Annotated in this window: 16 protein-coding genes; 12 read left to right on the top strand and 4 right to left on the bottom strand. The window is 44.1% G+C overall.

The window, feature by feature from the left end; translation table 11 throughout:
• Nucleotides 1–179: 179 nt before the first annotated feature.
• Entirely contained in the window at nt 180–851 is a 672-nt protein-coding gene (locus JWH17_RS07300; RefSeq protein WP_205221936.1) for a GntR family transcriptional regulator, read from the bottom strand.
• Between the two features lie 358 nt (nt 852–1,209).
• On the opposite strand from JWH17_RS07300, the gene JWH17_RS07295 reads away from it, so the two are divergent.
• The 6 genes from JWH17_RS07295 to JWH17_RS07270 all read left to right on the top strand — a co-directional run bounded on the left by JWH17_RS07295 (nt 1,210) and on the right by JWH17_RS07270 (nt 6,648).
• Entirely contained in the window at nt 1,210–1,995 is a 786-nt protein-coding gene (locus JWH17_RS07295; RefSeq protein WP_232370965.1) for a LamB/YcsF family protein, read from the top strand.
• A complete protein-coding gene (gene pxpB, locus JWH17_RS07290) occupies nt 1,988–2,704 on the top strand; it encodes a 5-oxoprolinase subunit PxpB (protein ID WP_205221935.1) in 717 nt (238 codons plus the stop codon). The genes JWH17_RS07295 and pxpB overlap by 8 nt, the downstream gene beginning before the upstream one ends.
• Complete coding sequence (locus JWH17_RS07285) at nt 2,704–3,744, top strand: 5-oxoprolinase subunit C family protein (protein WP_205221934.1); 1,041 nt, start codon at nt 2,704–2,706, stop codon at nt 3,742–3,744. The genes pxpB and JWH17_RS07285 overlap by 1 nt, the downstream gene beginning before the upstream one ends.
• Before the next feature lie 116 nt (nt 3,745–3,860).
• Nucleotides 3,861–4,841 (top strand): TRAP transporter substrate-binding protein, encoded by a 981-nt coding sequence (locus JWH17_RS07280; protein WP_205221933.1) that lies wholly within the window; start codon nt 3,861–3,863, stop codon nt 4,839–4,841.
• Nucleotides 4,841–5,332 (top strand): TRAP transporter small permease subunit, encoded by a 492-nt coding sequence (locus tag JWH17_RS07275; protein ID WP_205221932.1) that lies wholly within the window; start codon nt 4,841–4,843, stop codon nt 5,330–5,332. Before JWH17_RS07280 ends, JWH17_RS07275 begins: the two co-directional genes overlap by 1 nt.
• Nucleotides 5,314–6,648 carry a TRAP transporter large permease gene (locus tag JWH17_RS07270; RefSeq protein WP_205221966.1) on the top strand — a complete coding sequence of 445 codons (1,335 nt, stop codon included), beginning with the start codon at nt 5,314–5,316 and terminating at the stop codon, nt 6,646–6,648. The genes JWH17_RS07275 and JWH17_RS07270 overlap by 19 nt, the downstream gene beginning before the upstream one ends.
• 252 nt (nt 6,649–6,900) lie before the next feature.
• On the opposite strand, the gene JWH17_RS24035 is transcribed toward JWH17_RS07270, so the two are convergent.
• From JWH17_RS24035 to JWH17_RS07255, 3 genes are read right to left on the bottom strand one after another with little or no spacing between them, the layout of a single operon-like run.
• On the bottom strand, nt 6,901–7,986 hold the full coding sequence (locus JWH17_RS24035) for a sensor histidine kinase (protein ID WP_205221931.1): 1,086 nt from the start codon (nt 7,984–7,986) through the stop codon (nt 6,901–6,903).
• A 38-nt stretch (nt 7,987–8,024) separates the two neighbouring features.
• The gene (locus JWH17_RS07260; RefSeq protein WP_205221930.1) at nt 8,025–8,651 is read right to left on the bottom strand and encodes a cobalamin B12-binding domain-containing protein; all 627 of its coding nucleotides are present in this window, start codon (nt 8,649–8,651) and stop codon (nt 8,025–8,027) included.
• A 30-nt stretch (nt 8,652–8,681) separates the two neighbouring features.
• Complete coding sequence (locus JWH17_RS07255; RefSeq protein WP_205221929.1) at nt 8,682–9,947, bottom strand: biliverdin-producing heme oxygenase; 1,266 nt, start codon at nt 9,945–9,947, stop codon at nt 8,682–8,684.
• 224 nt (nt 9,948–10,171) lie between these two features.
• Here JWH17_RS07255 and JWH17_RS07250 point away from each other — a divergent pair, with 224 nt between their 5' ends.
• The 6 genes from JWH17_RS07250 to JWH17_RS07225 all read left to right on the top strand — a co-directional run bounded on the left by JWH17_RS07250 (nt 10,172) and on the right by JWH17_RS07225 (nt 22,313).
• Nucleotides 10,172–12,451 carry a PAS domain S-box protein gene (locus JWH17_RS07250; protein ID WP_205221928.1) on the top strand — a complete coding sequence of 760 codons (2,280 nt, stop codon included), beginning with the start codon at nt 10,172–10,174 and terminating at the stop codon, nt 12,449–12,451.
• A 140-nt stretch (nt 12,452–12,591) separates the two neighbouring features.
• On the top strand, nt 12,592–15,252 hold the full coding sequence (locus tag JWH17_RS07245; RefSeq protein ID WP_205221927.1) for a hybrid sensor histidine kinase/response regulator: 2,661 nt from the start codon (nt 12,592–12,594) through the stop codon (nt 15,250–15,252).
• A gap of 58 nt (nt 15,253–15,310) precedes the next feature.
• The gene (locus tag JWH17_RS07240) at nt 15,311–18,652 is read left to right on the top strand and encodes a chemotaxis protein CheB (protein WP_205221926.1); all 3,342 of its coding nucleotides are present in this window, start codon (nt 15,311–15,313) and stop codon (nt 18,650–18,652) included.
• A 37-nt stretch (nt 18,653–18,689) separates the two neighbouring features.
• Nucleotides 18,690–20,429, top strand: coding sequence for a PAS domain-containing sensor histidine kinase (locus tag JWH17_RS07235; RefSeq protein WP_205221925.1), 1,740 nt, complete (start codon nt 18,690–18,692; stop codon nt 20,427–20,429).
• 214 nt (nt 20,430–20,643) lie between these two features.
• Complete coding sequence (locus JWH17_RS07230; RefSeq protein WP_205221924.1) at nt 20,644–21,285, top strand: cobalamin B12-binding domain-containing protein; 642 nt, start codon at nt 20,644–20,646, stop codon at nt 21,283–21,285.
• Nucleotides 21,286–21,302: 17 nt separating this feature from the next.
• On the top strand, nt 21,303–22,313 hold the full coding sequence (locus JWH17_RS07225) for a uroporphyrinogen decarboxylase family protein (RefSeq protein WP_232370963.1): 1,011 nt from the start codon (nt 21,303–21,305) through the stop codon (nt 22,311–22,313).
• Nucleotides 22,314–22,319: the final 6 nt, after the last annotated feature.

Raw genomic sequence — 22,319 nt, 5'->3', positions numbered from 1 at the left:
TGCTGGGCACTTTGCGCCCATCTTTAAAAGAGTTGAGCCGCTTTATCCAGATTCTGGAAATCGGCCACTAAGTATAGCTATCTTTTTCTACAGTGCTTTCTATCGCGGATGGTAAAGGAAAGGGGTGGCTATGCAAAAAAGATTAAAGGGGTATCATTGCTTTCCTTGACTTACATCCTTTATCCGACCAGAAAACCCACGATTCTGGTTTTAAATGCCTCGGCATGGAGATCAATAATGTGCTTAAGCCGTTCGATGTCGCGGGTCTTGAGCAAATCAATAATTTGCTGGTGTTCGTCAATCACTGTCCGGTAATGTTCGCTAAGACTTTTCCGGTCATTAATCCGATTACCAAAGGAAAGATAGGCCAGCCGCCTGGTTTCACACTGGACTGCTGTAATACCATGGATCAGATACTCATTGTGGGAACACTCAGCGTAGGCCAGGTGAAAGCTATAGTTTTCCTTGACCATTGCCAACGTGTCATATGCTTCGGCTGCTTTTTCTAAATTTTGGTTGGCCACCGCCATTTTCTCTAGTTGAGTTTCAATCTCCTTGGTTGCTGCCAGGTCTGCAACTCCTTTTTCAAGAATTGCCAATGTTTCAAAGACCGCCCTGGTGGACTGGAGGGTAACCGGCCTGACTGTGAATCCCTTGCCTGATTTGGACTCAACCATCATGTTTATCTCCAGACGCATTAATGCCTCGCGAATGGGGGTCCGCCCTATACTAAGGGCTTCCATGAGGTACTTTTCTTCAAGTTGCTGTCCAGGCTGAAACTCGGTGGTCATTATCTGTTGAAAAATCTTGTCGTAGGCGATCTCTACCTTTGACAACTTTCGTTTGGTCATCTTGCCTCTTCACCCCTTTTCCTCTTTAGTTACTCTAAGGTAAAGAGTATCATACCACAATGCATGTAAATTTAAAGAGATAGGGTGAAATAATGCTTATGAATATAAATCAAATATATTTAGATTGCGTTTGAGCATATATTTAGTATTATTTTATCTATAAATGACGACCTGACGTGTTCAGGCCGGCACCTCGCCACCTGAAATTGCCTCTAAACAGTCAGTTATCCTTGTAAGCAATTTTTTTTATTGGGTCATTCCAATGAGTTGGTTTAATATCAGGTTTTAACCAAATTTTGCCATATCTCATATTCTCAGGCTACACACACCATTCACTTAGCAAAGGGAGAGCGCTACTATGAAACAGATTGACCTCAATTGCGATATGGGAGAAAGTTTCGGTGCTTACCAGATGGGAGCCGATGATGAGGTCATGCCGCATATCACTTCGGCAAACATTGCCTGTGGATGGCATGCTGGTGATCCTATGGTTATGGATCGTACCATTCGTATGGCAATTGCACACAACGTCAATACCGGTGCGCATCCAGGCTATCCCGATCTCATGGGTTTTGGTCGTAGGCCAATGAATCTCACCCCTGTGGAAATTCGCAATTACATTATATATCAGGTAGGCGCACTTCAGGGTTTCTGCAATGTTCATAATACCAGGGTCAGTCATGTAAAACCCCATGGCAGCCTCTACCTCAAAGCCGTTGAAAACGAAGACATCGCCAAATCGATTGCTGAAGGAATTGTCAGCGTCAGTTCGGATATTGCCTTTATTGCCCTGGCCGGCGAAAAGGGAAAGATCATGGCAAAGGTAGGGGAGGAGTTCGGACTCCGTGTTATATACGAAGCTTTTCCGGATAGGGCATATACCCCCGATGGTAATCTTGCCCCCCGTGGCCAGGAGGGTTCTGTCAAGACCGATCCTTCCGAAATCGCAGAACGTGCTTTGATGATGGCAGAAGAAGGGAAGATCGTCGATACATCGGGCAATATCATCGAAATCGAAATTGAAACACTGTGTTTGCACGGAGATACAATCCATGCGGGAACCCTGGTGAGAACTATCCGGAAAACTTTGGAAAAAGCAGGTATAAATGTGAAACCAGCGCTTGATCCTTCGCAAAATGGATAAAGAAAAGCAACATACCATATTTTCTCAACCTGTTTTTCGGCATGTTGGAGAAAGAGGGTTACTGGTCGAATTCAGTGCTGAGATTGATCTGGAAACCAATCAAAAAATACATGCCTTCTGCAGATTACTTGAAGATGATTTACCTGAGGGGATTGTCGAAATAATACCCTCGTACAGATCTTTGGTTTTAGTGTATGAGCCACTGGTAGTCGATATGCCCAAGTTACAGGAAAAGCTTGTGATCCTGTATGGTGATGTGGAAAGCGCTATAGACTTGAATGCTGAAATAGTTGAAATTCCAGTGTGCTATGGCGGGGAATTTGGAGAAGATCTGGAGTACGTGGCAACCCACAATGGATTGTCCGTCGATCAAGTGATCAGCATACATTCGGGAACACTGTATCCAGTTTACATGATCGGATTTACGCCGGGTTTTCCTTATCTTGGCGGTCTCTCCGAAAAACTGCATACGCCACGGCTTGCAACGCCAAGAACGCTTGTTCCTGCAGGATCAGTAGGCATCGCTAACAATCAAACCGGTATTTATCCCATTGACAGTCCCGGTGGATGGCAATTAATAGGGAGATGCCCTTATAAACTTTTTGATCCGCTTCGCTCTAACCCTTTTCTTGTCAAAGCAGGTGATCAACTTCGTTTCATCCCTGTTTCCCGGCAAGATTTTTTTGCATTACAAACTGAAACGACCTGATGCCTGCAGCGTTTAAAATTAGCCGGCCTGGAGCATACTCCACTGTCCAGGATCTCGGTAGATTCGGATACCAGCGTTACGGAGTGCCCCCCAGCGGCGCGTTGGACAGGTTTGCGGCGCAAACAGTAAATGTATTGTTAGGCAATCATGAAAACTGTGCTGTGCTGGAAATGACCATGAGCGGGCCGGTTCTTGAAATACTGGCTCCATGCACACTGGCTGTCACCGGTGCAGCCATGCCCATCACACTCAACGCTACCATCGTCAAAAACTGGTCATCTTTTCCAGTTGTCAAAGGTGATGTTGTGACGATTGGGCATGCTGAGGCTGGTTGTCGAGCCTACCTAGGCATTAATGGTGGAATAGATGTACCGGTAATTATGGGGAGTCGCTCCTGCTATACAGACGGCCGATTGGGCGGGCATGAAGGACGTCCTCTTGTGGCCGGCGATATATTGGCTTCCTGCGAACAGCAGATAGATAGGGATACATTCGAAAATAGAGTTATTCCTGTCGCCTACAGACCAACGTACAGCTCTCACTGGGAGCTCCGTGCTATTCCAGGTCCACAAGATGATTATTTCGATCAGGGATTGGAGCTTTTTTTCAGTCAACAATTCACCATTACCCCACAGGCTAATCGGATGGGGTACAGACTGAAAGGACCTACGATAGAACGTAAAAAAACAATGCCGGCAAGTATTATTTCTGAACCAAGTCTTCCAGGTGGAGTGCAGATTCCAGAAGGAGGTGATCCAATAATCCTGCTTTCTGAGCAAACTGTAGGCGGTTACGCAAAAATTGCAACCGTCATACGAGACGATATCGCAAAAATCGCACAGGCAATGCCGGGGGACACTATCCGATTCCGGAAAGTTTCCATTGAAGAAGCTCGCGATATTGAGCGGAAAAACAAAGAATTGCTCAGTTTACTAAAAGACGAATATAGTGGTGAGCAATCATTTGCCGTCTTGGGCAAACAGTATTATAAAAGTGAGATATTCAACGAGAAGATTATGAACTTCCTCCGCCAGATATAGCGAGTCAGGAAAAGGAAGCGAACAACCACACTTCAGGTCGTAAGTAGAGTTCACACGTACTGATCCTTAACCTTCATATACATTCAGTCAATCCTCAACACAGGAGTACGCACTTCATGAACAGATTGAAAACGTTGTTAGCTGTTACAGCCCTTGTCTTTTTTTCTGCCGGTGCAGTTTCGGCCGCCCCCACAAAACTCGACCTTAATGCAGTGTACGGCGCGACAAGCTTCCACACCCAAGGTGCTATGGATTTCGCCAAACGAGTGGAAACCCATACCAATGGTTCCGTGCTCATAACCGTTCATCCCGGCGGCAGCCTAGGTTTTAAGGGACCGGAACTGCTTAAGGTCGTGAAAGACGGACAGGTTCCGATGTCAGACATCCTCATGGGCGTAGTGGCAGGGAGCTCACACGTCTTCGGCGTAAGCTCTTTGCCGCGCCTTGTTAGATCCTACGATGATGCCCGTGCCCTGTATAACGATACCAGGCCGCTCTACGAAAAGGCTGCTACCAAATGGAATCAGAAGTTACTCTATGCCGCACCATGGCCACCTAGTGGACTTGTCACCAAAAAGGTTATCAACAGTGCCGCCGACATACAAGGTATCAAGACTCGCACCTATGATAAAAACGGGGCGGAATTTCTCAAAGCAATGGGCGGCATGCCGCTGTCAATGCCTTGGGGGGAAGTGTATGCTTCTTTGCGCACAGGTATGATCGATTCCGTACTTACTTCTTCTGAATCTGCCAAAAACGGGAAGTTCTGGGAAGTTCTCAGTAATTTTAAACCTATTAATTACGCCTACCCATTGAACATGGTCACCATTAATCTCGATTACTGGAATGCACTGACTCCTGAGCAGCAGGAAGCAATGGTGAAAGCCGCAGAGGAAACGGAGACCGCGCAGTGGAAAAATTCCCAGGCAAGAAGTGAAGAGGCTCTGCAAACTATTAAAGAAAAGGGTATTTCTGTGTCCATGGAAGATGCTGCCTTTACCGCAGAACTGGATGCTGCTGCTGCTCAGATCCAGCAAAAGTTTCTGGAAAAGGCTAAAAAAGCTGAAGCCGCTGTTCTTGGAAAATACATAAAGTAATGAAAAAGCTCATTGCTATCATTGAGTCAATTTCACGGGCCGGAGGGTATGTCTCCGGCCTGTTTATGATCCTGATTGTGCTCCTTATAGTGGTTGAAATCGTAGCACGTACCGTGTTTAACGCTTCAACCCTGATCAGCGACGAGTACAGCGCTTATTTTTTTGTGGCTGTTGTCATGTCGGGTCTCGCCTTTTCCATGAAAGAGGGCGCTCATATCCGAATCAGCATTGTCAGAAGCAGATTATCTCAAGAGGGGCAACGTATATTAGATTTGCTGGTTTTACTGATTGCCCTTGTCCTATCCTGCTTTGCCCTGTATCACTCGGTGCTGATGACCTATGATGTCTGGGATTTGGGTATGACTGCTGATTCGATCTCCGAAACGCCTATTTTTATTCCCCAGCTGGTTATCCCTGTGGGCCTGTTGCTCTTCATCCTGCAACTGGCAAGCGGTTTCCTAAGGAGGCTGTTATCATTTCCGACCCGTTAATCCTGACCTTTGCCTTGTTCGGAATCATGTTTTTACTGCTGCTGTCCGGATTGTGGATAGGATTTTCACTGATGGCTTCAGGTGTGGCAGGTATGCTTCTGTTTGATCTCAACCTGCCGCCGACTATTTCTATTTGGGACAAAATTGGTGGCCTGCTTGCAAATTCTATTTGGAACAGTACCAATTCCTGGTCGTTGACAGCCTTGCCCCTTTTTATCCTGATGGGAGAAATCCTGTACCGGACCCAGATTTCCACTCGCCTGCTTAATGGTCTACAACCATGGTTGTCAAATATCCCGGGGAGGCTGCTTCATATTAATGTTGTCGCCTGCTCGCTTTTTGCTGCGGTTTCAGGATCCAGCGCTGCTACCACTGCAACGGTAGGGAAGATAACCTTGGATGAGCTCTCGAAAAGAGGCTATGACAGGAGCATTGCCATCGGCTCTTTAGCTGGTGCAGGTACACTCGGCTTTCTGATTCCGCCCAGCCTGATCATGATTATCTATGGTATCCTTTCGGACACCTCCATTGGTAAGCTGTTTATTGCCGGTGTGGTCCCCGGCTTGTTGTTGGCTTCTGCATATGCACTGTATATTGCAATACGGGCCATCATCAATCCAGGCGTCATGCCGGAGGATCAGGAAAAATATACGCTGCGGGATAAAATTAAATCCTCACAGGAATTGTTTCCAGTCCTGCTGCTTATCTTTATTGTTCTTGGTGGAATCTACATGGGGATAACCACCCCTACGGAAGCTGCGGCAATAGGTGTTGTCGGTGCCTTTGGGCTTGCCCTTTGGTTTAAAAATCTGACTGTAGCCAATTTTAGGCAAGCCGTGCTTTCCGCAGTGAAAACAACCTCGATGATCTCGTTTATTATCGTCGGTGCGGCATTTCTTTCTCAGGTGGTCGGATTTGTTGGTATTGCAAGGGCACTGAGTTTGTACATATCAGGGCTTGGCCTTTCGCCATATCTTTTGATTTTTGTCGTGGCTATCATGTACCTCATCCTGGGTATGATCCTTGACGGCATTTCCATCGTGGTCATGACCTTGCCCATTGTCCTGCCAATTATTATTGCTGCCGGTTTTGATCCGCTTTGGTTTGGTATTTTTCTTGTTTTTATGGTGGAGTTATCGCAAATAACGCCGCCGGTAGGATTCAGTATCTTTGTGATAGAAGGCATTTCCAATGAAAAAGTAGGCAATATTCTTAAGGCTACTTTTCCCTTTTTTTTGATTATGATTTTGATGGTGATCATGATCACTGCCTTTCCTGAGATTGTTTCCTTCCTGCCTAATAAAATGGTTGAATAAGCTCTGTGCGGGGTATCTTTCGTACCCTGCATAGTGGTCCTTTAAAAAAGCGACATGCAATGCTTCCCTCACAAGCTCCATACTCAGCTGATTCAGCGGAAAAATAAGCAAAACCATTTGAGAGAAAAGGGTGGAGAAGATTTGTTTGAAAAAAGAACTTCTACTCGTAACATCAACAAATAATGATTCGTACAACACTATTCATGTATGTGTTAGAAATTTAACGGATACCGCTTGTAGATTATTCTAAGTCTATTTTTTATTCAAATATACGATAAAGCATGTACCTCTGCCTTCCTCACTTTCAGCGACAATTTTACCTTGATGAGCGTCGATTATTTTACGAGATATTGTTAGTCCCAAACCAGTGCTTTTTTCGCTTCCCGTCTTGGTTGAACTGCTTCTAGAGAAAGGACTAAAGATCTTTTTAATTGCCTCCCGGCTCATGCCATCCCCTCTATCCTCCACCGAAAAAAGAATTTTGTTTTCCGTTTCCTGTAAGGCAACAGACACAGTTGTGCCAAGCGGTGCATGTTCAATGGCATTGCCGATCAGGTTACTCATAACCTGTTCTATTTTATCTGCGTCCACTGGAATTTGTGAAAGTCCCGTCTGGATCTTCACGTCCAGATCGACCCTTTTTTTACTCGCTGGAATCCTTGCCGAAACAAGACTCTTTTCCAATATCTCTGCAGGGTTCACCTGGGTGATGTTGAGATGAAAATGCCCAGCTTCAATGGCGCTGACATCGAGGAAGTCATTGACCAGTCGTTTCATGAATAGGGCGGAATTTTCAATTTTGTTGAGAAAACCGGTATGTTCGCTGTTAAGCTGCTCACTGGTTTCATCAAGCAAAAACTCAGTGTACGTAAGGATCACCGATATAGGTTTACGCAGGTCGTGGGTTGCCATTCCTAAAAATTGATTTTTGACACTGTTGAGATGAGCGAGCTGGGCGTTTTTCTTCTGGAGCGAGCGTGTTAGATTGTTCAATTCTTGATTAGCACGGAGTAATTCCGAACGGAGGAGCTCTAGCTCTTCTGCGTCGCTTTTCCCAAATACCAGGATGGCATCGTTTACCCTGCGAAAGGTGAAAAGATATGATCTCGGCAATGAATTCGGTATGTTGAGATGGAGAAGATGATGCGTATCGCTTTTATGGATATACTTTTCCAGTGTGAATGATTGCTGGAAGTCAACAAGTAACTCCTCAAAGTTGTCACCAACAATGTTCGCACCCAGAAGTTTCCTGCAATATTTATTGATCGATAGTACTACCCCCCCTTCATTCAGCAAGAAATAAAGGATTGGCGCATCATCTTGAAAATATTTGAGCACAATCTCCGATTGTGGCTGGGTAAAGGACATAGAGACAATTATATGTTTTTTTCCAACTGAGCAAGTGACTCTAGGTAGTGCGTACCTGAATACTTGTTCAGCGCACTTGTTCCACCACATATAAAAGCATGGCCGCCGACAAGGATATCGCTATTTGGATAATGAGAACACACTGCGTCAAGAGTTGTTTCCAGGGCCGGTAGGTTGAAGTAGATGGCCAGAGACAAACCAATCAAATCAGGTTTGACCTCATCAATACATTGCAGCAACTCATCAACCGGGGTGTTGGCACCGAGAAAGTGTGCATCCCAGCCATGAAATTCCAATATATCCGCTACCATCTTGCCGCCAATTTGGTGGTATTCGTTTGCAGTGCAGGATATAACAACCTTTTTGGCTGATTGACTGCCGGATACGAGGTGCGGGTAACTGAGGCTGAGCATATTTTCGGTTATTGCTGTTGCCAGGTGCTCCCTGGCGACACTTATTTTATTCATTTCCCAGAGTTCGCCGATCCTGTACATGCTCTTCTGAAAGAGTTGGGTATAGAGCTCCCGTATGTTTATTTTGTTTTCAAGAAGATTCGTGACAATGTTGAGACATGCTCCCCTGTCACCATTAAGGATTGCATGGAGATAGGCTTGATAGAGTTCATCTTTAATCATCTTCTATCCTTAGTCTGTTTAGGTCGGCTACTACTCTGAAACTTTGCTTGTTGCCTTGTTGATAGTTTTTTCAACAGCAGCAATCCAGCCATCGGGGAAACGATCGCTATCAACCAGCCATTTGTGTAAACTGTTGAGTGCTTCGGGGATACCATTGTTTTCATCTACCACTGCGCTGACCAGTAGAAAGCCAATTTTTTTATATTCATCTCTCATGTCTAATTCTACAAATTGATCAAACTCTTCGGCCAAGTTCCTGAAAATTTGTTCCTCAATTTTTTTAAGTCTATTGAGTTTGAGTCTGTCTGCAGAGATGAGCAGTTTTTGATAGAGCCCTTTGTTTTCCGGGACAGCTGTTGTTAGCTCCTGAGACAGGTAATACAGGAGGGATTCTAACAGTAGAGACGGCATTCCTCTAGCAGCGAGCACCCGGCAAAGCCAGTCAATCTGTTTTTGCAGAGCAATTTGGTCAAGAGCTGTAAGGGTAGCCAGCCAACAAGTGTCACTGTCACTAAAACGCTTCCCCCTTTTTCCGTAGCGCTTTTCATAATAGGGGTACTCGCTCCAGCAGCGGTTACTGGCGTTTAGCGCTGCTTGAATTTCTCTTTTGTCAGTAGGGATAGGATGATTGCCGGCTTCCGGGTTGATTCGGGCAACATGAAAAGTGTTGTTGGATTTCTTCAAAGGAAACAAGCTGCGGTAAAGCTTTTCCAAACCAATGAATGTTTCGTGAGCCCCTTCAATAATAGGAGGGTACAATGCAGGAGTACTAATAACTCTATTCATTTTGTCGGCAAATTGTTGCCAATGGCTTCTAACTTTGTCTTTATAGCCGGCGTAATATTGACTGCCATTGAGTCCTCCTAAGTGATAACTTTCGGTGATATCAGGCTGATGCATATAATTGCCCAATGTCGAGCCTTCCATTACGTAAAGATATCCTAAAAGAGAGAGAGGGCGTTCAATGCTTATTAAGCGGATTTTTTCCACCATAGACAGAGCCGAGTCGATAGAAGGGATGTTGTCTGAGCAGACCCTAGGTTCGAAAAAGAGAAGGTCCTCTAAAAGGAGGGGAAGTTTTCTTAAATCATCATTCCAGACGCTAAGAATCTGTTGATTTGTTGAAGTGGCAAGCTGGTCTTCCAGAACACTATGGACGACGCTCAGCGCCCTAAGCTGGTTCACATAACACTCCAGAGGCAGGCGGTGTGCAATCAACTCGCAAAAATATGGCAACGATTCAAGCTTTACATGGTAGTCTGCTGTCTCCGCTTTCAATATTGCCATTATTTCCATATCTTTTTCTTTTTTAATATTCTTAATAAAGTTAGAGGGATCAGCCAAAGATAATTTTAAAATGACCGATGAAGAAAAATCTTACGCTTATAGAAAAGCCTTGTCTTTGCAGAGGATACAAGAGGACCGCAAGAATCGTCAATGAGAATTATCGACATTTATGTTATCTCTTTCCATAGAGCTATACGTAAGAGTACTAAAATAGAAACACTACTGAAGAAGCAATGGATTCGACCGCACTTTTTTTGGTAATTGACGATGACCCTGATCTCCTTGAAGGCATGGCTCGCATTCTTCGCCGGGATGGACATCAAGTTATAACCGCGTCTACCGGGGCGGAAGGGATTCGTTTAGCTGTAGAACAACAACCTGATATAGCTGTTGTTGATGCCGTGCTACCTGACATGAATGGCCTTGAAGTATGTCAACACATTCAGGCTTCGCTACAGCCTGGAGTAATTGATACCATTCTTATTTCAAGTACCCAAACTGCGGCAGAGTACTACGTTAAGGGTTACCATGCGGGAGTGAGTGAATATATATCTCGCCCTTTGCCCAATGCAGAGTTTTTAGCTCGGGTAAACGCCAGGCTCAAAGAAAAAAATACCAGGGATTCCCTAAAGCTGGACCGCGAAAAAGCCAGAGAGGTATCAGACAGAGAGAAACTTCATCGAATTGATTTGGAAGAAGAACTTCAGACAATTTTTTTTCAAGCCCCGATTGCCCTGTTTTTGACAGATGGTGATGCGAGAGTACTCAAAGCCAATCCAGCCTTGGCTAAAATATTTGGTGGTGATGTTGATTCGAAAATTGGTGAGTCCTGCGGAGTCGCCTTTGACTGTTCACGCAACGCAGATCACACAGAAGGCTGCGGTTTTGGTCCGTTTTGTGCAGCCTGTGGTGTACGAAGTGCCATTACCGATACATTCTCCACCGGCCAGTTCCATACGGAGCTTGAAGCATGCCTGAGATGCATGCAGGAAGATCGAATTGTACGATTTTCAACCAGTCTTGTTGTTGTCTCGGGAGAAAAGAGGGTGTTTGTCTGTATGGAAGACGTGACAGAACGTAAGGCTTCTGAGATTGCTCTTTATAAAAACGAAGAGTTTTTCAGGCGCACTTTTGATCAGTCCCCCATTGGGGCCGCTATTATAAGTCTCGACTATACGTTTCTCAACGTCAATGACGAACTGTGTACAATGACCGGATATCAATCATCCGAATTATTCAGTCAGCATTTTTCTGTTATTACCTGTGCCGAAGATTTATCCTTTTACCTCAAGCAAGCCGAGGACCTTGTCGAGGGCCTCATCGATTCGTATGAGATGGATAAACCTCTTGTCCATAAAAGTGGAAAAAAGATATGGGTGCGCCTGTCAGTTCGATTGATCCGGGATAATGAGGGAAACCCCATGTATTTCTTGCCGATGATGATTGAAATTGATGATCGTAAACGGATGGAAGAAGAAAAGGATATTCAGCTTGAACTCTTTTCCATCATCGGCAAGCAAAATGACCTGCACAAAATGTTAGAGAGTGTCTTGTTTTTTTTCAAGACCTGGTCTGGTGTAGATGCCATTGCTATTCGTCTTAAGCAAGGAAAGATGTTCCCCTATTATGCATCCATTGGTTTTCCAGAAGAATTTATTCGTACAGCAAAAAGCGTGTTCACTACGGATGATAAGGGCACACGATTTTCCTGCGGGGAAGATGAGCAACATTTAGAGTGCATGTGTGATTTGGTTATTAATGGTCGACATGATGCCTCGCGCTCTTTTTTTACTGCGAGAGGGAGTTTTTGTTCAAATAACACCAGTCTGTTTATGACACGACATGACACTCCCCACATGTATCATGGCATGCCGAATCATTGTAATGCGGCTGGGTATGAATCAGTTTTACTGGTTCCGCTACAAGTAGGTGAAAACACCTTGGGCCTGATTCAACTCAACCACAAAGAGGCAAATCGTTTCTCCTCTGAATTTGTCTCGTTGATGGAGCGACTTGCAGGGCATATTGCCGTGGCTATTGCCCAACAACTTGCCGAGCAAAACTTGAAAATAAAGCAGGCAGAGCTAGAGGAAATGAATGCTGCCCTCAAAGTACTGCTCAGGAATCGGGAAGAAGACCTGCTGGAGCATGACCGGGGGATATTAATCAATGTCCATCAGCTGGTTTTACCCTGTATCGAGCGATTAAAGCTAGGAGCCCTTGATACCCAGCAAAAATCGCAGCTCAACGTGCTGGAAAGCAACCTGAAAACAATCACCTCTCCTTTTGCAAAAAATTTATCTTCTATAAAGAGTGCTCTCACCCCTTCATTAGTGCAGGTTGCAGATATGATAAGAAAAGGGCTCACCAATAAAGAAATTGCCAGGTTGCAGGGAATTTCCGTCAAATCTGTCGAAACGTATCGAAAACGCATTCGTGCTCGACTCAATTTGCAAAATTCAAAAATTAATTTAAGAGCCCATCTTATGAGTATGGAGCAGTGGGACAATTAGTGTCCCGTTTTGGTCCCGTTAAAACCTGTTGTCTTTTCCTTCCGTATTGATGAATATCAGAAGTAATTTATTTTTGTACTTGCCATTCTTGTTGCGAACTGGCGGGAAACACTTCTATCAAGACAGCAGGTTCACGACAAATGCCCAAAAGTATTGTTTTTTCAGAACATGAAAAAAATAAGGAATCAAAAATCATACATTGTGAGCTCTTACCTGTCCCGTATCAATCTCTTGATATGGATGGGAATATCCTGGAAGTAAACCAGCTTTGGCTTAAGACTCTTGGCTATAGCCGTGAAGAGATTATCGGGACTTCTTTTGTTGATATTATTTATCCTGAGGACATCGAAAGCTTTAATGCGAAGTTTTCTGCTCTACAGCACAGGGGTACTGTTTTAGGTGTTAAATTTCGAATATTTAATAAAAACGGCACAATAATTTGGTTTTCATTTGAGGGTACCTGTGAGGAGCATGCAGAAGATGGATCACGCCAGACTCATTGTCTCCTCTTTAATATAACAGAACAAAAAACAACGGAGGAGAGGCTGCGGGAGAGTGAAAATAAATTTTTTCTCGCCTTCGATGCCAGCCCTGATGCAATCAACATAAACCGCCTTGAAGATGGCCTCTATATAGACGTTAACAAGGGATTCACAGAGCTAACAGGTTTTACCAAAGACGATATTTTTGAAAAGACCTCACTGGATATCAACATTTGGCACGATCCTCTAGACAGACAACGGTTGGTGCAAAGTTTGCAAAGGGAAGGTGTTTGCGAAAATATCGAAGTAAAATTCCGCAAAAAGGATGGCAGCGTTACCACTACGTTAATGTCTGCCAAGATCATTTCCCTGGAAAATACCCCTCATATTCTATCGATAACCAGAGATATAAGTAAGTTAAGAGCTGCCGAACGGCAAATTCTTGAACAAAATATACTTTTTGAAACGATGTTTAACGCCATCGATGATGGTGTGGTAATCACCGATACAGACCGAAAAATTCTCTATGCTAACAAAGGGATGGAAAAAACTTTCGGTTATTTACCCGAAGAATTAAGAGGGAAAACCACAAAAATTCTCTATGCTGCCTCTGCTGCATATCAAACAGCAGGCAAAAGGATTTTCGGCAAAGATGCACAGCAAGAAGACAAAGTGTATGTGACTTCATACAAACATCGTTCGGGAAAAGAATTTCCCGGCGAAACCTTCGGCGTAAAACTCTACGACCAAAATGATAAATGGATAGGCAACTTGGGGGTAATGCGTGATGTCTCCAAACGCATGGAAAGAAAGGCTGAACGTGACCGCTTAATTGCTGCAATTGAACAAACCCGTGATGCTATTGTCATCACTGACAAAGATGCAAAAATAAAATATGTCAATCCAGCCTTTGAAATCATCTCCGGCTATACCTCTGAGGAAGTGTTTGATAAGAACCCGCGGATCTTGAAAAGTGATGAGCAGGATGCATCTTTTTACCAGGATTTGTGGCAAACGCTTAACAGCGGCCAAACCTTTAAAGGCCGCATGGTGAACAAGCGCAAGGATGGTGATTTTTTTACAGAAGAAGCAACAATATCTCCTGTTTTTGATCCTGAGGGACAATTGGTTCACTTTATCGCCGTTAAACGCGATATAACTGAGCAGATATCGCTGGAGTCTCAATTGCAGCAGGCTCAGAAAATGGAGGCTGTCGGTCGGCTCACAGGTGGGGTCGCTCACGATTTTAATAATATTCTCGGGGTGATAATTGGTTACACCGAGATGGCACTTGAGGACGTTGATCCCAAAGACAACCTTTATGGATTACTAGGGAAAATCCTTAATGCTGCTGAGCGTTCTGCGACTATTGTTCGCCAATTACTCGCTTTCTCAAGGAAGCAGACGATTTCTCCGAAAGTTATCGATTTAAACAGCGCGGTCGCAAATATGTTGCAGATGCTCCACCGCCTAATTGGTGAGAACATCGACCTAACTTGGGTTCCGGACTCGGACACTCTCATAATCAAAATAGATCCAAGTCAAATTGATCAGATTCTTGCCAATCTTTGCGTAAATGCTAAAGATTCTATTACCGGTTCTGGAAATATAATCATTGAAACAGCGAGGGTTACCTTTGATCAGGAATATTGCGCAGACCACTTCGGGTTCTACCCTGGAGAGTTTATCCAGCTGTCTGTGAGCGATAACGGGTGTGGCATTGATAAGGAAAATCAGGAGCATATTTTTGAACCATTCTTTACTACCAAAGGGCTGGGGGATGGCACAGGGCTTGGGTTGTCAATGGTTTACGGCATAGTCAAACAAAATGGAGGTTTCATAAATTTGTACAGTGAGCCAAACAAGGGAACCACTTTCAAATTGTATTTTCCATCTTGTGATGAGGAAAATCGAAAAACAGGAAAAGTTGTTGCCTCTAGCAATAGGAAGAGCTGGGGAGAAACTATTTTGCTGGTAGAAGATGACCTTACTGTATTGGCAATGACCCAAAAGATGCTTGAAAAAATAGGATATAGTATTTTGCCTGCTAGCAGGCCAAGTGAAGCTATACAAATTGCAGAAGATTATTCCGGAGATATTGATTTGGTTTTTACTGATGTCGTTATGCCTGAAATGACCGGAAAAGAAATGGCTGAACGTATTCAACCACTTTATCCCAACGTCAGTGTGCTGTTTACTTCAGGCTACACTGCCAACGTGATTGCACATAATGGAATTTTGGATGAAGGTGTTCAGTTTATCCAAAAACCATTTTCTCTCGATCAATTAGCCCACACACTACAAAGTATTTTGAGCTGAAGTACACAATGGAAAGTATTCCCATGGCCTTAAATAAGTTTGCTGTTGAGTATAGGATATGAAAACCAATAGAAAAACAGGTAGCACACAAAAACCTAAGCACTATGTAGGTATCGGAGCGTCTGCAGGCGGCCTGGAAGCGATCGAACTGTTTTTCAAAAATATGGAAACAACGAGTGGATTGGCGTTCATAGTCGTCCAGCATCTTTCCCCCGACTATAAAAGCTTGATGGTCGAATTGCTGTCAAAAAAAACCGCGATGCCGGTTCACCGTGCTGAAGAAGGTATGGAAGTCCTCGCTAACAACGTCTACCTTATCCCTCCTAAGAAAAATCTTACCATTTTTCATGGTAAGCTGCTGCTGAATGATAAGGTCATCAAGCAGGGGATCAACCTGCCTATTGATATTTTCCTTAAATCGCTTGCCGAAGATCAAGCCAACAATTCCATAGCTATCATTCTTTCAGGTACAGGCAGTGACGGGACCAGAGGCGTGAGGGCGATTAAAGAGCTCGGCGGAATGGTTATGGTGCAGGAAGAAGGAAGCGCCAAATTCGACGGTATGCCTAGATCGGCCATCTCAACAGGGGTTGCCGATTTTATACTGGCGCCGGAACAAATGCCGGAACAACTCCTCGCCTATGTTGCTCACCCTTATGTCACAGGGGAAAAGCAATCTGATCTCTTGTTGCAAGACGCTGATGCCCTGACCCGGCTTTTTGCTGAGCTACGAGACAAAGTCAAGGTCGACTTTACCCATTATAAGCCAACTACCGTCACCCGCCGCATCGAGCGCCGAATGTCGGTCAACCAGATCAATGATTTTGAAAAGTATGTTGAATATCTGCAAAACTTTCCCGGCGAGGTAACCGCTCTCTACCGCGATCTGCTCATTGGAGTCACCAATTTTTTTCGAGACCCAAAGGCCATGCATGAGTTGGGGGAAAAATGGCTGCCTGAATTGCTGCAAGGCTCCAACAACAGGGAGATACGTTTTTGGGTAGCGGGTTGTTCCACTGGAGAGGAGGCTTATACGCTTGCCATACTTGTAAAAGAGGCCATGGAGAAATCTGCAATCAGTCGGGATATAAAAATTTTTGCCACCGATATTGACAAAGATGCTCTTGTTTCGGCAAGTACAGGAATATACCCCGAAAGTATTATAGGTGACCTGAACCCGAAAATTGTTGCCAAATATTTCTACCATAAAGAAGAAAAGCTGCAGATTGCTAGGCACTTACGTGAGATGGTCGTGTTTGCTCAACACAACGTTATCAAGGACCCACCCTTCACCAATATCGACCTGATAAGCTGTCGCAATCTCCTTATCTATTTACAACCTGTTCTTCAGCAGAAAGCCTTTGAAATGTTTAATTTTTCTTTAAACCCGGGTGGCCTGCTTTTTTTGGGTACCAGTGAAAGTATCGGCGAGATGAAAGAATGCTTTACGTCAGTGCACCATAAGCACAAGATTTATAGATCAAAAGGTAAGCCCCAGCCTTTGCAAAGCGGATTTATCAGTCAAACCCGGGAAGATAAAACGTATTCCACTCAGCCATTCACCAACCGAGGACGGGATCGGCGAGTTGCAGATAACGAGGGCAATCGCATCGTTAAGCAATACCTGGAGATAGCGACTCAATACTATCTTCCACATTCCGTTATCGCCAACGAAAATCTGGAGCTGGTCCATATTGTCGGTGACACTGAAGGGTATTTTAAAATACCCTCAGGGCCGGCCGAATACAACATCACAAAAATGGCAGTACCAGAACTGGCCATACCTCTTTCTACAGGTGTACAAAAAGTTTTTCGCACTGGTGAGCCTCTACATTACACGAATATCAGATTGCAGCGGGCGCAAGGTGCGCGAACAGTTCGTATCCGCATAATCCCCTTGCCGGGGAAGAAAGGTTTCGACCCCTTGGTAGCAATCTTTTTTGAAGAAATAGATAGCCGACCTACAATTGGTATAGAAGAGGCCACCTGCTACGATGTGGGCGAAGAAGCGCAACAGCGTATTGCCGATTTGGAACAGGAACTGCAATTTGCCAGAGAAAATTTACAGGCAACCATCGAAGAGCTGGAAACCTCTAATGAAGAACTGCAGGCCACTAATGAAGAGCTGTTGGCAAGCAACGAGGAATTGCAAAGTACAAACGAGGAGCTGCAATCGACCAACGAGGAGCTGTATACCGTCAATGCAGAACATCAAACAAAGATTATAGAACTTACAGAACTGAATAACGATGTTGATAACCTGTTAACCAGCTCCCGCATCGGTACTCTTCTGCTCGATGAAAACATGGAAATTCGAAGATTCTCTCCTGAAATCGTCAATATCTTCCATGTCATGGAAAAGGATATTGGTCGTCCACTACACCATGTCGCCCATCGGTTGAGCAATATAGATCTAACTGAAAAAATTAAAAATGTTCTCCAGACAAATCAGATGATCGAACAGGAACTCGAATCATCAAGCGGTCGTTATTATCTTGCCCGCATCATTCCCTATGCAATTGGCCCCAATGCATATTCAGGCATAGTGCTAACCTTCATAGATATAACTGAGACAAAAGCAATAAGGGATCATCTTGCACATAGCCGACAGACCACCTTGGATATCAGCCAGTACATGCCGTCCGGCCTGTTTGTGTATCAGCAAAATGATAAAGGTGAACTGTTGTTGGAGAAAAGCAATCCCGAGGCGGAGCGTATGACCGGGATACGCCTTGAAAAGTATAGGGGAAAACGTTTTGAAGAGGTATGGCCGGCAACTGACCGAGATGGGCTTGTCGATAAGTTGCATACCGTGATGGCAACCGGTGAAACCTGCTATCTGGAAAACTATGAATATAAAGATGACAAGTTAGAGGGAGCCTATCGGATCCACATCTTTCGTCTGCCGGAAAAGAGATTGGCTGTAAGTTTTGAAGATATATCAGAACAGCAACGCATGAGCCGTGATTTGGAGGAGGGTGAGCGCAAATACCGGAAGCTTTTTGAAACCATGGCCCAGGGCGTGGTCTATCAGGACTGCGATGGGAAAATCATATCGGCTAATCCTGCTGCGGAAAAGATCCTTGGGTTGACCTCAGACCAAATGCATGGGATTGACTCCATGGATCCCCGTTGGCAGGCCATCGCTGAAGATGGATCGGTACTGCCTGGAGAAAAACATCCGGCAATGGTTGCTCTTTCCACTTGCCAACCAGTCTTTGGTTTCATAATGGGAGTATACAGTCCTGCCTTTTCAGCTACCAGGTGGATTTTAGTCAATTCAAGTCCTCAATTTCATCATAATGAACAACAACCATATCAGGTGTACTCAACCTTTGAGGACATCACTGACCGCTACTGCCTCTTAGCCGATTGTACCAAAACTAAAAGGCACAAGTAGGTTCCCGCAATGTAGATCACAAGCATAACAATAAGCTATGTCACAAAAAAAAGATGAGAATAGCACTACACTTCGCTGTAGAGCAGAAAAGCTCCTTAGCGGGCAATATATAAACACTGACTTGGAGAAGAAGGAAGATCTTCATCAGCTCATCCAAGAACTTCAAGTTCATCAGGTCGAACTTGAGCTGCAAAATCAAGAATTGCGTGAGGCTGAATCCAAGCTTGAACAAAATCGTGCCCGCTATATGAAGCTCTACCACAATGCACCAGTGGGCTATGTAATTTTAAACCAAGCAGGAATTATCAGGGAAACAAACACAACTTTTGCCAATATGGTGGGTGCAGAGAGTCCCCATATACATGGTAAACCCTTTGCTGAATTCCTTGTACCTGTTGATCAGCCAATCTTTCGTGCCCGCCTGAGGTCATTTTTCAAACAGCCTATCGATAAACATATTGAGCTGCGTCTAAAATCAAATGACAAATCAGTTAGATATGTCGATCTTGCGGCCACGATGCAAAATAGCTATGAGGTTTTGGAACAAACAGCCAATGAACTGCTTGTCACTGTCTCTGACGTAACCACCCGTGTAAAAGCCGAGCAGTCTTTGCAAAAATTCCAGGATTTTATCGTGGCTATTATTGATTCACTGGATTCAAATGTCTGTGTTCTCGATAAAGATGGAACTATTCTGCTGGTAAATGAAGCATGGAGACGATTTGCGGCCGAAAATGCATCCAGCACGAGCAATCTTGTGGAAGGGGCAAATTATCTGGATGTTTGTGACAATGCCCAGGGAGATGAGACAGAAACGGAAACGGCTCGTCTTTTTGCTGCTGAAATACGTGCTATCTTAAAGGATGAGAAAGATACATTCACCTTTGAATACCCATGTCATTCACCGGATGAACAGCGTTGGTTTACAGGAACGGCGACAAAACTGATCGCCGATAATGGTTATGGGAAAATCGTTTTGCGGCATCAAAATATTTCCGCACGCAAGCAACTCGAACACGAGAGAATTAAGCTGCATAATCAATTGAAACAAATAGAAAAGGCGGAGAGTCTCGGCGTCATGGCCGGAGCAATAGCTCATAATTTTAACAATATACTAGCTGCAGTCGTAGGAAATCTTGAGCTTGCACAGGACGATGCTCAACGAGAAGGAGAGACTATAACTCCGCTTGTTAAAGATGCTTTGTCGGCTGCCTGGAGAGCCTCGGAATTAAGTAGTCTTATGCTTACCTATCTGGGGCAAAAGGCCTCAGCTAGACAACCTGTAGATTTTTCCTTGGCCTGTAATCAAGATTTTCACCTGATCGACCTCGCCAAGCCACGTGGTATAACAATAACTACTGATTTTCCTGCTCCCGGACCATGTGTCATGGTGGACAGGAAACAGGTTCAGCAAATTGTCTCCAATCTGGTTATCAATGCCTGGGAGTCTATAGATGGTAAACCTGGTAATATTCACCTGACCATTTACGTTGCACGTTCTAAAGAGATTACTGATAAATTTCGATACCCTCTCGAATGGCAGCCGCAGAAACACAATTACGCTTGTCTAACCGTACAAGACAATGGATCCGGTATATCAAATGAGGATATCGAAAAAATTTTCGATCCTTTTTTCACAAGCAAATTTACAGGTCGAGGCATGGGCCTATCGGTGATCCTTGGAATTCTTCGCTCGTACGAAGGGGGCGTTACTATTAAAAGTACAATCGGCCAAGGTACTGTTTTTAAGATCTATATACCTGTTTTCTCTCCTTGATTATGCCTGAGTATTGCAGCTTCTAAGAGGTAAGGTTAACCGGTAATCATTATGTGGTTGGTTAACTTTTTTCCTATCCAGATTTTGTCGTTTTTTTTCGGGAAAGCTTCGCCTGTAAGAGATTATCCGAGGCCGAATAAGACAGGCTGAATATCAGTGGTAATCACGACATATAACGTACAAATATAATTGTAAAAATTTATCGGGTAATAAAATGTCTGAAGATTTAGAAAAGAAACAACAGCTGGTAAGAGCTCTTGTATCTGTCGATAAATCAGCAGTTTCTGAAATATTAAGCACTGAGTTTACTACAAAAGGAATTGACCATGTTGCCGATACTCTTCAGCAAGCTCTTGAAGAGATTGGAACGGCGTGGGAGAACGGCAGCATGTCTCTTGCTCAGGTCTATATGAGTGGAGTAATATCTGAAGAGATTTTAAACAGTATTTTACCTGCAAATTATTTGAGCAAGCTGACACAGCCAAAAATCGGGACTGCAGTTTTCCTTGATCATCATAATCTGGGGATGAAAATTGTTTCCTCTCTCGTTCGGTCTGCCGGCTACCCTGTAGTAGACTTGGGAGTAGGAGTCAATGTTGACAATGTAATTGATTTTATAGGAAAAGAAGAAATTAAAATCTTACTCATTTCTGTATTAATGCTTCCGTCAGCTTTGGCTGTGGAAGAGTTAATCCAGGAAATAGCAAGGACGTATCCTGATGTAAAAATAGTTGTTGGTGGAGCTCCTTTTAGGTTGGATACAAATTTATCGGAAAAAGTGGGTGCTCATGAGATGGGTAAAAATGCCGGTGAAATTTTCGAAATCCTTTCCCGGCTTAAGAGGGAGTTGATATGACGACACCGATGACATCCATGGAAAGAGTTCTCTGTAGCCTAAGTCATAATGAGCCGGATAGAGTCCCTCTTTTCCTGCTCTTATCTCTCTATGGTGCCCGAGAATCAGGGCTTTCGCCAAAAGAATATTTCTCTAAACCTGACAATGTGGTCAAATACCAGTTGTTCATGAAAGAAAAATACAGGAATGACTGCTTCTATACCTTCTCTTATGCAGCCGCAGAAACAGAAGCTTGGGGCGGAGAGGTGTTGTTTCCTGCGGAAGGTCCACCAAATGCTGGAAAGCCCGTGTTTACAATAGATGGCATTGATCGTCTGTATGTACCAGATATACAGCAGGTGCCAAGTCTTATGCGGGTATTGGAAGTTACAAAGCAGCTTGCGACGAAAGCCAAAGGAGAAATTCCGATTATCGGAGTTGTTATGTCGCCCTTTTCTCTACCTGTGATGCAACTAGGCTTTGAGACGTATCTTCAGCTCCTTTATTTTGATCAGCCTCGATTTATTCAACTGATGAAAATCAACAAACAGTTCTGTCAGACTTGGGCCAATGCGCAATTAGAGGCCGGGGCGACTGCTATTTGCTATTTTAACCCTCTCTGCTCTACAGACATTATAGAAAAATCACTTTATCTTTCTACAGGGTATCCTGTGGACCGTGCAACAATCGCCGCAATAAAAGGGCCTGTTGCCACCCACCTTGCCTCGGGGAGAGTGGTGCCTATTGTTAACGAAATTATTGAAACTGGAAGTCAAATTTTAGGAGTTGGAATTGATGAAAGTGTTGATTTGATTGAGAAAAAGACCAAGGGTAAGATCACTTTGTTGGGGAATTTAAATGGAGTCGAGATGCCGAACTGGAGTGAAGAAACAGCATCTGACAAAGTTCGGGAAGTGATTCAACAAGCAGCTCCTGGAGGAGGTTTTATCCTTTCTGATTCGCACGGCGAAATTCCCTGGCAAGTGCCTGAAAAAGTCCTCATTTCAATTTCTGATGCCGTTGAAGAATACGGCTATTATCCGGTGTAGAGAGTG

The organism is Desulfogranum marinum (genome assembly GCF_016918565.1).
GTDB lineage: Bacteria > Desulfobacterota > Desulfobulbia > Desulfobulbales > Desulfobulbaceae > Desulfogranum > Desulfogranum marinum.
This window is presented reverse-complemented; position numbering and strand designations above follow the sequence as displayed.